9 protein-coding genes and 1 pseudogene are annotated in these 11,652 nt (G+C 73.0%); 3 read left to right on the top strand and 7 right to left on the bottom strand.

Annotated features, from left to right (window positions below; translation table 11 throughout):
* Window positions 1-106: 106 nt before the first annotated feature.
* The 5 genes from ACFV1J_RS36180 to ACFV1J_RS36200 all read right to left on the bottom strand — a co-directional run bounded on the left by ACFV1J_RS36180 (window position 107) and on the right by ACFV1J_RS36200 (window position 6,983).
* Entirely contained in the window at window positions 107-3,163 is a 3,057-nt protein-coding gene (locus ACFV1J_RS36180) for an NPCBM/NEW2 domain-containing protein (protein ID WP_385865518.1), read from the bottom strand.
* 170 nt (window positions 3,164-3,333) lie between these two features.
* Complete coding sequence (gene mshC / locus ACFV1J_RS36185) at window positions 3,334-4,563, bottom strand: cysteine--1-D-myo-inosityl 2-amino-2-deoxy-alpha-D-glucopyranoside ligase (RefSeq protein ID WP_385865520.1); 1,230 nt, start codon at window positions 4,561-4,563, stop codon at window positions 3,334-3,336.
* Window positions 4,564-4,696: 133 nt separating this feature from the next.
* Window positions 4,697-5,623: an SCO1664 family protein gene (locus ACFV1J_RS36190; protein ID WP_385865522.1), complete on the bottom strand. Its 927-nt coding sequence runs from the start codon at window positions 5,621-5,623 to the stop codon at window positions 4,697-4,699.
* Window positions 5,587-6,177 carry a DUF3090 domain-containing protein gene (locus ACFV1J_RS36195; RefSeq protein ID WP_385865524.1) on the bottom strand — a complete coding sequence of 197 codons (591 nt, stop codon included), beginning with the start codon at window positions 6,175-6,177 and terminating at the stop codon, window positions 5,587-5,589. The genes ACFV1J_RS36190 and ACFV1J_RS36195 overlap by 37 nt, the downstream gene beginning before the upstream one ends.
* Before the next feature lie 107 nt (window positions 6,178-6,284).
* On the bottom strand, window positions 6,285-6,983 hold the full coding sequence (locus tag ACFV1J_RS36200; RefSeq protein ID WP_385865526.1) for a histidine phosphatase family protein: 699 nt from the start codon (window positions 6,981-6,983) through the stop codon (window positions 6,285-6,287).
* Window positions 6,984-7,042: 59 nt separating this feature from the next.
* Here ACFV1J_RS36200 and corA point away from each other — a divergent pair, with 59 nt between their 5' ends.
* The gene (gene corA, locus ACFV1J_RS36205; protein ID WP_385865529.1) at window positions 7,043-8,038 is read left to right on the top strand and encodes a magnesium/cobalt transporter CorA; all 996 of its coding nucleotides are present in this window, start codon (window positions 7,043-7,045) and stop codon (window positions 8,036-8,038) included.
* 22 nt (window positions 8,039-8,060) lie between these two features.
* On the opposite strand, the gene ACFV1J_RS36210 is transcribed toward corA, so the two are convergent.
* Complete coding sequence (locus ACFV1J_RS36210) at window positions 8,061-8,849, bottom strand: ferritin-like domain-containing protein (protein ID WP_385865531.1); 789 nt, start codon at window positions 8,847-8,849, stop codon at window positions 8,061-8,063.
* Between the two features lie 316 nt (window positions 8,850-9,165).
* Window positions 9,166-10,221 carry an LLM class F420-dependent oxidoreductase gene (locus tag ACFV1J_RS36215; RefSeq protein ID WP_385865533.1) on the bottom strand — a complete coding sequence of 352 codons (1,056 nt, stop codon included), beginning with the start codon at window positions 10,219-10,221 and terminating at the stop codon, window positions 9,166-9,168.
* Window positions 10,222-10,348: 127 nt separating this feature from the next.
* Here ACFV1J_RS36215 and ACFV1J_RS36220 point away from each other — a divergent pair, with 127 nt between their 5' ends.
* Window positions 10,349-11,332, top strand: coding sequence for an aldo/keto reductase (locus ACFV1J_RS36220; RefSeq protein ID WP_385865535.1), 984 nt, complete (start codon window positions 10,349-10,351; stop codon window positions 11,330-11,332).
* Window positions 11,329-11,652 (top strand): annotated as a pseudogene (locus tag ACFV1J_RS36225) (hypothetical protein); the annotation flags it as partial. The gene ACFV1J_RS36220 and the pseudogene ACFV1J_RS36225, both read left to right, overlap by 4 nt.

The raw sequence follows: 11,652 nt of genomic DNA on the forward strand, positions 1-11,652 counted from the left end.
GGGGTTCCTCGCCCCGGCCGGCGCCCCCGGCCGCGGGGGGGGCCCCCCGCGCGCCCCGGCCGCCCCCCCCCCCCGCCCCGCTGTCATCTCCGGTGCCCGGGGGCGGTCATCCGGAGCAGTGGAAGCGCGCCGCCGCCCAGTCACCGTGGTCACCGGACTTCTTGCCGTCGGTGTCGGTCACCTTCAGCCGTACGTGCCGGGCGCCGCGAAGGGGTACGTCCACCGCCACCGGCGCCGACTTCCCGGTCAGCTTCGGCGAGGTCCACAGCACCGTGCCGTCCGCCTCCACGGAGAAGGCGACCTCCCCGTAGTCGGCGATCTCGTCGTCGATCCCGGCGTCCGCGGTGAACGACGTGCAGCGGCCCCCGGTGAAGAACTCCAGGTCGGCGTTGGCGTGCGCGCCGATGCCCTTGGCGTACGTCTTCCCGCCGAGGGTGAGCGGACGGCCGTCCGCCGGGCCCGACTCACCGTTGCTGCGGTCCCGTTCGGCCGGCCCGTAGCCATTCGTGGCCGTCAGCCATTCCATGTCGCTCGCCCAGGTGTCCGCGGTCGGCGCGGGCGGTACCGGACGGACCTCGAAGCGGTGCACGGTGGTGCGGGGCGCCCCCGCCGCCCGGTAGCGGACGGTGGCGGTGACGGTCACCGGGTCGGCGCTGCTCGCGTCCTTCGGTGCGGTCACGGTCAGCGCGTCACGGGCGGTGCCGCCGGCCGCGAGCCGCCGGTGGCGCACCGGCGCGGAGACCCGCCAGCCCTCGGGCGCGGACAGCGACACCGAGACGTCCGTGGCGTCCCGGGTCCCGGCCGTCACCGCGGTCCGTACGGTCGTCGGCGCGCCCTTGGTGACCTCCTGGCCGCCCGGGGTGGTCACCGTGACGCCCGCGCCCGGCGTCCGGCCGCCGACCGCGCTGGCGCCCTTGAGCGTCAGCGCGAAGGCCCGGTCGGTGGGACGGGAGGCGGTCCTGACGTGGACGACCCCGCCGCGGTCGGCCGGGTCGTAGTACCAGCCCTGGCCGGCCGTTTCGAGGGCGCGGGCGGACGGCAGCCGCTTCAGCGGCCGGCCGGCCAGTTCCACCCCGCGCGGTGCGTCCCCGGTGTGCACGGTGAACGCGTACGGCCGGCCGGTCTGCTTGCCGTGGAAGGAGCCCTTGGAGGCCCCGACGTCGATCCGTACGTCACCGGCGCCGGAGCGCGGCGCCGTGACGTCCACCCGCTGGGTGGCACCGGCGCCCGTCCGGTGGGCGCGGGTCACCCCGTCGTCCTCGTAGAGCGTGAACGACGACCGGCCCTGCGGATAGACGTCCCAGGCGAGCGGTGAACCGGCGGTCCGGTCCTGGTACGACCTGATGCCGGGCCACATCGGCACGGCCGCACCGGCCTTGACGAACAGCGGCAGGGTGTCCAGCGGCGCACTGTAGCCGTCGACGGTCACCGGCCCGCGGTAGGTGCGCCCGGACCAGTAGTCGATCCAGGTGCCCTTGGGCAGGTAGATGCCGTTGCGGGTGTCGGTGTCCTGGTAAACGGGGGCGACCAGGAAATCCTGGCCGGAGAGGAATTCGTACTTCGCGGCGTCCGTGGCGGCCTTCGGGTCGTCGGGGTATTCCAGCGACAGCGGACGCACCGGTCCGACCCCGGTCCGGGTCGCCTCGGCCGCGTAGGAATACATGTACGGCAGCAGCGATTCCTTCAGCTTCAGGTATTTCCGGTTGATGGCCGTGTACGGATCGCCGTGGCGGAAGGGCTGTTTGTCGCTGGCGGCCCAGCCGTCCATCGTCATGACCGCCGGCAGGAATGCCTTCCACTGCAGATCGCGGACGTACGTCTTGGGGCTGCCGCCGAAAATGCCGTCCACGTCACCGGTGGTGTAGGCGAGCCCGGACATCGTCGCGCCGGCGTAGGTCGGTATCTGCCAGCGGATGTATTCCCAGCTGCCGCTCTGGTCGCCGGACCACTGGACGCCGCACCGCTGCGCGCCGGCCCAGCTTTCCGGTGCCCAGGTGAATCCCCGTGCGTCGCTGTTGTCCTCGATCCCCTTGTAGGCGTCCTTGCAGCCGTCCAGGGCGAATTTGTAGCCGTCGCCGACCCAGGCGACATCGAGTTTGGCTATCCGCTGGCCGGCCTTGACCTGGTCGGCGAGTTTGGCGATGCCGTCCTCGGTCCACAGTCCGAGCTTCATCTTCCGGTCGCCGAGTCCCTGGGAGGTCTGCCCGAGGTTCTCATAGCCGCAGCCGTAGCCGTCGTTCACCAGCATCCAGCCGTTGGGCATGTCGTGCTGCAGATATCCGTCGGCGACCTTCAGGGAATCCAGGGTGTGCCGCTCGCCGCGGTTCGCATTGTGCAGATAGCAGTCCGAGTCGCCGATCTCCAGGCCGTACACCGGCGGCAGGAAGGGCTTTCCGGTCAGTGCGGTGTACTGGCCGATGACGTCCTTGGTGCTCGGCCCGGCGAAGTAATAGGCGTCGAAGCGCCGTTCCTGGGCCGTGGTCGTCACCGGGTCGTCGAAGGCGTAGGTGTTGGGGGCGTAGGTGTTGCGGAAGACGCCGTATCCCGCGGTGGAGAGGTAGAAGGGAACGGAATTGGGGTGACCGCCGTCGTCCCAGTGGTAGTCGACGCCCACTTCCACGGTGTGGCCGCGGTGCGAGGTGTTGCCGCGGCCGTTCTGCATACCGGCCCCGTAGAACTGCTCGGTGGCGCCGCGCGCGAGGGTCTGGGTGGTGGTCTTCTCGTCCCAGCCGATTCCCTTGGCCTCCGACCAGACCAGCGAGCCGTCGGCCCGGCGCAGCTCGAAGCGCAGCGGCGACTTGTACGCCGTCAACGTGACCTGGGCCGTGCTGAGTTCATAGGCGTCGCCGGTGTCGCGCCAGTGGGTGGCCGGCGGGGCGCCCTGGGGCAGCACGATGTCCTTGCCGGTGGGGTCGGAGAAGGTGCCGTCCGGGGCGAGTTCGAGGCGGAAGGTACGGTCCGTCACGAAGCTGACGCGGGCCTCGGCCCGGCCCGCGTGCAGGTGGTAGACGGGCCCGTCGGCCTCGAAGCCGGTGACGTCCCCGACGGTGTGGGCGGGCGCGGTGGCGGCGGCCGGTGCGCTGCCGGCCGGGCCGGCGACCGCCACCACGAGCCCGAGCAGCGCGGCAACGACCGCCGCCCGCAGTCCTGTTGGTTTCCTCATGCCGGACAGCTCTAGCCCGCCGGCGGGGCGGCCCACCATGGATTCTTGCGCCGGGTTGCTGGATTTCCGGTCGCGCGGCGCGGGAGCGGGTGCGGGAGCGGGCACGGAAAAGGGGCGCCCGTACCGGTCGGCACGGGCGCCCCTGGAGGACGGGGGTCAGACGGTGCCCGTCAGAGGGCCACGCCCAGGAGCGCGTCGACGGCGCGGGAGACGAGGCCGGGGGCACCCTCGTCGGTGCCGCCGTCGGCCGCTTGCGCGGCGGCCCAGCGGTCCACGGCGGCCAACGCGGCCGGGGAGTCCAGGTCGTCGGCGAGCGCGGTGCGGATCTCCTCCAGGAGGGCCTCGGCGGGCGGGCCGTCGGGGCGGGAGACCGCGGCGCGCCAGCGCGCCAGCCGCTCGACGGCCTCGTCGAGGACCGCGTCGGTCCACTCCCAGTCGGCGCGGTAGTGGTGCGCGAGCAGCGCCAGGCGGATCGCCGCCGGGTCGGTGCCGTCGCGCCGCACCTTCGAGACGAAGACGAGGTTGCCCTTGGACTTGGACATCTTCTCGCCGTTCAGGGCCACCATCCCGGCGTGCACGTACGCCTTGGCGAACGGGTGCTCGCCGGTGAGGGCCTGGGCGTGCGAGGCGCCCATCTCGTGGTGCGGGAAGGCGAGGTCGGAGCCGCCGCCCTGGACGTCGAAGCCCATCCCGAGGTGGTCCAGGGCGATCGCGACGCACTCGATGTGCCAGCCGGGCCGGCCGGGGCCCAGCGAACGGCCGTCCCAGCTCGGCTCGCCGTCTCGGGCGGCCATCCACAGCATCGGGTCGAGCGGGTTCTTCTTGCCCTCGCGCTCGGGGTCGCCGCCGCGCTCGGCGGACAGCAGCCGCATCGCCTCGGCGTCGAGTCCGGAGACCTCGCCGAAGTGCGGGTCGGCGGCGACGGAGAAGTAGATGTCGCCGTCCAGCTCGTAGGCGGCGCCGGCGTCGCGCAGCCGCTCCACCAGCGGGACGATGCCGGGTATCGCCTCGACGGCACCTATGTAGTGCTGCGGCGGCAGCATCCGCAGGGCCGTCATGTCCTCGCGGAACAGGGCGGTCTCGCGCTCGGCGAGCGCGGTCCAGTCGTCGCCGGTGGCCTGGGCCCGCTCCAGGAGCGGATCGTCGACGTCGGTGACGTTCTGCACGTAGTGCACCTGGCGCTTCGTGTCGAGCCACACGCGCTGAACCAGGTCGAACGCGTTGTAGGTCGCCGCGTGCCCCATGTGGGTGGCGTCGTACGGCGTGATGCCGCAGACATAGATACGGGCGACGGGACCGGGGGCGAGGGTCACCCGTCCGCCGGTCGCGGTGTCGTGGATCCTCAGGTCGCGGCCCTGACCGGGCAGGGCGGGGACCTCAGAAGCGGGCCATGCATGCATGCCTTGAGCGTAACCGGATGCATGTTCCGCATACGAACCGGACCAGGGGTCTTGGCCGGAAAGGCGGTCTTGCGATCCACGGCCGGACGTGCATGTGCCCACCGGCCGCCCGGGAGGGGCCCCGTGAACGGGCTCAGACCGGCGGCCAGGGGATGGCGGGCCACTCCCCGCTCGGCTCGGGGTGGCGGCCGCTTTCCAGCAGCCCGGCCACCCGCGCCCGCAGCGCGTCGATCTCGGCGGCCGTGAGCAGTTCGGCCAGTCGGGCGGCGAGCGGCGCCGGGTCCGCCAGGGCCGCCGCGAGCCCCCGCAGCACCTCCCGGGTCTCCTCGGTCAGCGGCTCGCCGGCCCAGCCCCACAGCAGCGTGCGCAGCTTGTCCTCGGTGTGGAAGGTCACGCCGTGGTCGATGGCGAAGAACTCGCCGCCGGCCCCGGGCAGCAGATGGCCGCCCTTGCGGTCACCGTTGTTGATCACCGCGTCGAGGACCGCGAGCCGCCGCAGCCGCGGGTGGTCGGCGTGCACCAGCAGCGCGGTGCGGTCCTCGCCGAGCTCCGCGAAGCCCACCGCCTTCCAGCCGGGCCCGGGCTCCGCGTCCTCCACCAGCGCCAGCAGTTCGGGCACCTGGTCGCTGCTCTCCGGCGGGTCGATCCACTCCTGGACCATGCCGGTGCCGTAGGGGCCGTCGCGCAGCACGGTCGGCGGGATCAGGTCCCAGCCGCAGGCGCGCGAGATCTCGTACGCGGCGACCTCGCGCTGGGCGAGGGTGCCGTCGGGGAAGTCCCACAGCGGACGCTCGCCGGCGACGGGCTTGTAGACGCACGACGCGGTGCGGCCGTCGTGGGTGACCGTGCAGTAGAGCACGGCGTTGGACGCCTCCCGGATACGGCCGCGCACGGTCAGCTCGCCCTCGGTGAGGAAGGCGTCCGACAGCCCTCCGCCGGGCTCCGCCGCGGCCGGCGGCGGGTCCTGCGGTCCGGTGGGGCCGGGCAGCTGCCCGGCCGGTTCGACGGCGGGCTCCACGGCGCTCAGGCGCCCCGCCGGTATCCGTTCTGGCGCGGACATACGTGTCCCTCCGGGTCGAGCGGCAGGCTGCACAGCGGGCACGGCGGGCGGCCGGCGTTGACGACCTCCAGTGCCCGCTTGGCGAACGCCCTGGCCATCGTCCCGGTCAACCGCACCCGCAGCATCGGCGGGCCGTTCTCGTCGTCCTGCAGCAGCCGTTCCTCGGCGTCGGCGAGGTCCTCTTCGCTGTCCGCGTCGAGCTCGACCAGCGCCTGGGCCTCGACGATCATCCGCTCGTCCTCGCCGTCCCAGGCCAGCGCCATCGTGCCGACCCGGAACTCCTCCTCGACGGGCATCTCCAGCGGGGCGGTGTCGGTGAGCTCGGTGGGCGAGACGGCGGGGACCGGGGCGTTGCCTCCGCTGCGCCGTACGACCTCGTCCAGCAGCTCGTCGATCCGCTCGGCGAGCGCCGCGACCTGGGTCTTCTCCAGGGCGACGCTGGTGGTCCGGCCGGCCGCGGTGGCCTGGAGGTAGAAGCTACGGCGGCCAGGCAGCCCGACCGTACCGGCGACGAAGCGGTCCGGTACGTCGTAGAAGAACACCTGACGGGACAACGTCCTGCTCCGTTTGCTCGACTGCGGGGTCACTGCGGTCGCTGCGGGTCCTGCGGACCGCGGGGGCGGCGGGCAGCGCCGTCGCACCACCCTACTGCGCCGACTGATCACCCTGCGCCCGCACCACCGCCGATGGCCGCGTCCCGGTCCGCCGCCGGGCTGCCGCCGTCGTCCCGGGGCATCAGCGAGGCGAAGTCGCCGGTGTCCCCGAGGCGTACGAGGTAGGGGCGGAGCCGGGTCCAGCGGATCACGGTGAGCGAGCAGGGCTCGACCGAGATCCGCTGGAAGAGGTCGAGGTGCATGCCCAGCGCATCGGCGACCAGCGACTTGATGATGTCGCCGTGCGAGCACATGACGTAGGTGGCCTCGGCACCGTGCGTCTGCTCGACGCGGGCGTTCCAGTCGCGGACCGCGTCGACCGCGCGGGCCTGCATGGCCCGCATCGACTCGCCCCCGGGGAAGGCGGCCGAGGACGGGTGCTGCTGGACGGCCTCCATCAGCGGCTCGTCGGTCAGCTCGGCCAGTTTGCGGCCCGACCAGTCGCCGTAGTCGCACTCGCTGATCCGGTCGTCGATGTGCAGGCTGAGCCCGGGCCGGGCCGCCAGCAGGGGCGCCATGGTCTCCCGGCAGCGCTGCAGGGGGCTGGAGACGAGGGCGGCGAGCGGTACCTGTGCCAGCCGCGCGGGGAGCGCGGCGGACTGGGCCGCGCCGCGCTCGTCGAGGGCGACGCCGGGCGCCCGCCCGGCGAGCACTCCGGCGGTGTTGGCGGTGGAGCGGCCGTGCCGCAGCAGGATCAGCGTGGGCATGCCCGCAACCCTACGTTCCGGGTCCGGCTTCCTGGCAGGGGTCCCGGGGACGCGCAACAATGCCAGGTGTGATCGTGGACTGCGCCATCTACCGGGAGGGCCGCCGCACGGACTGCGCGGCCGACTTCTCCGGCGCCCTGAAGGCGGCGCGGGCGGAGGGCCGTACGTTCCTGTGGCTGGGGATGTACGAGCCGACGCCGGAGGAGTTCGACCGGGTCACCAGCGAGTTCGCGCTGCACCCGCTGGCCGTCGAGGACGCGCTCAAGGCGCACCAGCGGCCCAAGCTGGAGGTCTTCGACGACTCGCTGTTCGTGGTGCTGAAGCCGATCACGTACGACGACCGGGCCGAGACGGTGACCGCGTCGGAGCTGATGGTCTTCGTGGGGGACTCGTTCGTGGTGACCGTCCGGCACGGGGAGGCCAGTCCGCTGGCGGCGGTGCGGCGCCGGCTGGAGGAGCATCCGGAGATCCTGCGGCACGGGCCGGGCGCGGTGCTCTACGCGGTCAGCGACGCGGTGGTCGACCACTACATCGAGGTGGCCGCCGAACTCGCCCTGGACATGGAGGAGTTGGAGGCGGAGGTGTTCGCTCCGGTCCGTGGCCGGGACACCCGCAACACCGCCGCGCAGATCTACGCGTTCAAGCGCGAGGTGATGGAGTTCCGGCGGGCGACCGGCCCGCTGGCGGAGCCGATGACCCGGTTGCAGAACCCGGGGGTGCCGTTCGTGCACGATCACGCCCGGCCGTTCTTCCGCGATGTCGACGACCACCTCACCCGGGCGAACGAGTCGGTGGAGGGCCTGGACCGGTTGCTTTCGGACATCCTCTCCGCCCATCTGGCACAGATGGGCGTCCGGCAGAACGACGATATGCGCAAGATCTCGGCCTGGGCGGCGCTGGCGGCCATCCCCACCCTGATCGCCGGCGTCTACGGCATGAACTTCGCGAACATGCCGGAGCTGAGATGGCAGTGGGGGTACCCGGGGGTGCTCGCCGTGATGGTCCTCATCGAGGTGTCGCTCTACCGGCTGTTCAAGCGCCGCGGCTGGCTCTGAGCGGGCCGGCGCGGGGGCCCGCTCACGCGAACTCCGGCGCGGAGGTGGCCGGGCCGCCCAGCGCGTTCCGCCGCTCGGGCATCCGGAGGCTGACCATCCGCCGCCAGCCGCCCAGCCGCTCGTAGCCGTACATCGCCGCGATCCCGGCGGTGAGCGTCACGGACTTGCTCCTCGGCCACTTCAGGATCCGGCCCATGTGCTCCATCACGGCCAGGCTGACGTCCCGGTAGACGGCGATCTCGGCGTGTGCGCATTCGTGGAGCATCCGCTGGATGGTCCGCCCGTGGCCGGCCCGGGCGAGGCGGAGCAGCTCCTCGTGGCAGTAGGCGAGGTGATTGGCCTCGTCGTCCGAGATCATCCGGATCGCCCTGCCCACCTCGGGGTGGTCGCCGAAGTGCTTGGTGAGCATGGCCATCTGGTCGGCGGCGCGCTGTTCGGTGACCCGGCTGTGGGCGAGGTAGGTGATGATGTCGAGCTCGCCGAGCGGCTCGTCGCGGCGGAGTCTGGCGTGCGCCAGGCCGATGCCCCGCCGTTCCAGGAGCATGGTGTAGTCGGTCGCCTCGGGCACGTCCGTGGCGGTCAGCCCGCGCTTGTGCAGCAGGGCGCGGAAGATCCGGCCGTGCTTGTCCTCGTCGGCGCCGTGCCGGGCCACCTTGGGCGCCAGATCGCGCAGCGACTCGGGCAGCAGGCCGGCGATCCGGCCGTTCTCCCAGCCGCCCTGGGCCTCGCCGCTGGCCGCTATGGAACAGAACAGACGGTAGGCCTCGTCGTTGTCGACGATCTCCTGGAACAGGCTCCGGGCCGAGAGCATCTGCCTCACCTCCGAACGGACACACCCGCAAACAGTCAAAGCGGGTGTTCCGGGCGCGGCAACCGGGCGGCGGCGGCCGTTCGCCCGTTCGGACGAGCCGCGGCCGGGTGGCGGGGCGTAACCCGCCCGCCCGTACCGCCGTTGTGCAGCGCGACGGCCGTGGCGGGGAAGATCCCCCGAGCCCCCACCACGGCCGCAGGCTCTCGGAAAGGCCCGAGGTCCAGGCGCCCCGGCGCCGGGCCCTTCGCCGGTCGCTACCGGGCGTTTCACCGGGCGCCTCTCGCTGAGCGCCGCCGGTCCGTTCGCCCGGCGGCGCTCATGCCAGCCCGGCGCGCTCCAGGGCCTCCGTACCCGCCCGCAGCGAGGCCAGCCGCTCCTCCAGGCCGAAGCCCGCCGGGGACAGCGTCAGCGTGGTCACCCCGGCCTCCGCATAGGCCCGCATCCGGTCGGCGATCCGCTCGACCGGGCCGAGCAGCGTGGTCTGGTCGATCAGCTTCTCGGGGACCGCCGCGGCGGCGCCCTCCTTGTCGCCGGACAGGTACGCGTCCTGGATCTCGGCGGCCTCCTTCTCGTAGCCCATCCGCCGGGCCGCCTGGTTGTAGAAGTTCTGCTTGCGGCTGCCCATGCCGCCGACGTAGAGGGCGGTGTACGGGCGGAACATGTCGGCCAGCGCGCTGACGTCCTTGTCGGCACCCACGGCGATCGGCAGCGTCGGGCAGATGTCGAAGCCGTCCAGGGTCTTGCCGGCCTTCTCCCGGCCGGCCCGGAGGTGCGCGACCGCGGTCTGCTCCAGGTTCTCGGCGGAGGGGAAGATCAGCAGCGCGCCGTCGGCGATCTCGCCGGTCTGCTCCAGGTTCTTGGGGCCGATCGCGGCGATGTAGAGCGGGATGTGCGGGCGCTGCGGGTGGACGGTGAGCTTCAGCGGCTTGCCCGGGCCGCCGGGCAGCGGCAGCGTCCAGTGCTCGCCCTCGTAGGACAGCCGCTCGCGGGTCATCGCCTTACGGACGATGTCGACGTACTCGCGGGTGCGGGCCAGCGGCTTGTCGAACTTGACGCCGTACCAGCCCTCGGAGACCTGCGGGCCGGAGACGCCCAGGCCGAGCCGGAAGCGGCCGCCGGAGAGCGAGTCCAGGGTGGCGGCGGTCATCGCGGTCATGGCGGGCGTGCGCGCCGGGATCTGGAAGATGGCCGAGCCGATGTCGATGCGCTCGGTCTGGGCGGCGACCCAGGAGAGCACGGTGGCGGCGTCGGACCCGTACGCCTCGGCGGCCCAACAGACGGAGTAGCCGAGGCGGTCGGCCTCCTGCGCCACCACGAGATTGTCGGAGTCCATCCCGGCGCCCCAGTAGCCGAGGTTGATGCCAAGCCTCATGCCGCTCCCCTTACCGATCAGTAACGACGCTGTTGCGGGGACTGTAGCGCGCACCCCGGCCGGGCGTCACCGACGGGTTGTCCACAGGTCCCCTGTTCCCGGCGCCCGGCGCGTACGCTCAGGGCCCATGGAGCAAAGGCACCTCGGCCGAACGGGCCTTCGCGTGTCCCGGCTCGGGCTCGGCACCCTGACCTGGGCCCGCGACACGGGTGAGCAGGAAGCCGCCGACCAGCTCAAGACCTTCTGGGAGGCCGGCGGCACGCTCGTCGACACCGCCGACATCTACGCCGACGGCGGTGCCGAGTACCTCCTCGGCCGGCTGATGGAGGGTCTGGTTCCGCGTGAGGACCTGGTGATCGCGACGAAGGCCGGCAGCGTGCTGGAGGCGGACCGCCGGGTGGACTGCTCCCGGCGCCATCTCCTCGCCGCCCTCGACGCCTCCCTGGGACGGCTGGGCACCGAGTACGTCGACCTGTGGCAGCTCCACGCCTTCGACCCGCACACCCCGCTGGACGAGACCCTGCAGGCCCTGGACCTCGCGGTCACCAGCGGCCGGGCGCGCTATGTGGGGCTGTCGAACTTCTCCGGCTGGCAGCTCGCCAAGGCCGCCACCTGGCAGCTCGCGGCGCCCGGGGTGCGCAACCGCCTGGCGAGCGCCCAGATGGAGTACTCCCTCCTCCAGCGCGGCATCGAGCGCGAGGTGCTGCCCGCGGCGCTCGACCTCGGGATGGGCGTCCTGCCGTCCTCGCCGCTGGGCAGGGGCGTGCTGACGGGGAAGTACCGCCATGCCACCCCGGCCGACTCGCGCGGTGCCTCGGAGCATCTGGCGGCGTTCGTCGCGCCGTATCTCGACGAGACGGCGGGCCGGGTCGTCGAGGCCGTCACGACCGCCGCCGACGGACTGGCCGTCACCCCGCTCCAGGTCGCCCTCTCCTGGGTCCGGGACCGGCCGGGAGTGACCGCCCCGGTCCTGGGTGCGCGCACGGCACAGCAGCTCAGAGCGGCATTGTCAGTGGAGGCCCTTAGTCTTCCTGACGAGATCCGCCGGGCGCTGGACGATGTGTCGGCTCCGGTGCACCACTACCCCGATCACGACTGGAGCACGCTGTGAGCACCGACCGCCCCGCCGGCGACACCCCGCCCGGCCAGGAGGCCGCACCCGGGACCGCGGAGGCCCGGAAGCCCGAGGGGGCACCGGCGGCGGACCCGGGCGCGACGGTGAGCGAGGCGCCGGCCGCGGCGCCCCCGGCCGGCAAGGCCACCGCGGCGGCGCTGGCGGCGGCCGTCCGGGCCGTGGAGAGCGGCGAGCGCTCGGCCGCGTCGTTCTTCGCCGACGCCCCGCGCCCCGCCGGGCCGGCCGCACCCGCCAAACCGGCCCCGGCGCCCGCCGGCCCCGCACCCCAGGGCGCACCGGCGGGCCCGCCCCAGGAG

It is taken from the genome of Streptomyces sp. NPDC059649 (assembly GCF_042734445.1).
Taxonomy (GTDB): domain Bacteria; phylum Actinomycetota; class Actinomycetes; order Streptomycetales; family Streptomycetaceae; genus Streptomyces.

What these genes read in the sequence shown, in the direction of transcription:
- ACFV1J_RS36180 (WP_385865518.1), bottom strand. Translation starts at nt 3,163, where the DNA reads ATGAGGAAACCAACAGGACTGCGGGCGGCGGTCGTTGCCGCGCTGCTC.
- mshC (WP_385865520.1), bottom strand. Translation starts at nt 4,563, where the DNA reads ATGCATGCATGGCCCGCTTCTGAGGTCCCCGCCCTGCCCGGTCAGGGC.
- ACFV1J_RS36190 (WP_385865522.1), bottom strand. Translation starts at nt 5,623, where the DNA reads ATGTCCGCGCCAGAACGGATACCGGCGGGGCGCCTGAGCGCCGTGGAG.
- ACFV1J_RS36200 (WP_385865526.1), bottom strand. Translation starts at nt 6,983, where the DNA reads ATGCCCACGCTGATCCTGCTGCGGCACGGCCGCTCCACCGCCAACACC.
- corA (WP_385865529.1), top strand. Translation starts at nt 7,043, where the DNA reads ATGCCAGGTGTGATCGTGGACTGCGCCATCTACCGGGAGGGCCGCCGC.
- ACFV1J_RS36210 (WP_385865531.1), bottom strand. Translation starts at nt 8,849, where the DNA reads ATGCTCTCGGCCCGGAGCCTGTTCCAGGAGATCGTCGACAACGACGAG.
- ACFV1J_RS36215 (WP_385865533.1), bottom strand. Translation starts at nt 10,221, where the DNA reads ATGAGGCTTGGCATCAACCTCGGCTACTGGGGCGCCGGGATGGACTCC.
- ACFV1J_RS36220 (WP_385865535.1), top strand. Translation starts at nt 10,349, where the DNA reads ATGGAGCAAAGGCACCTCGGCCGAACGGGCCTTCGCGTGTCCCGGCTC.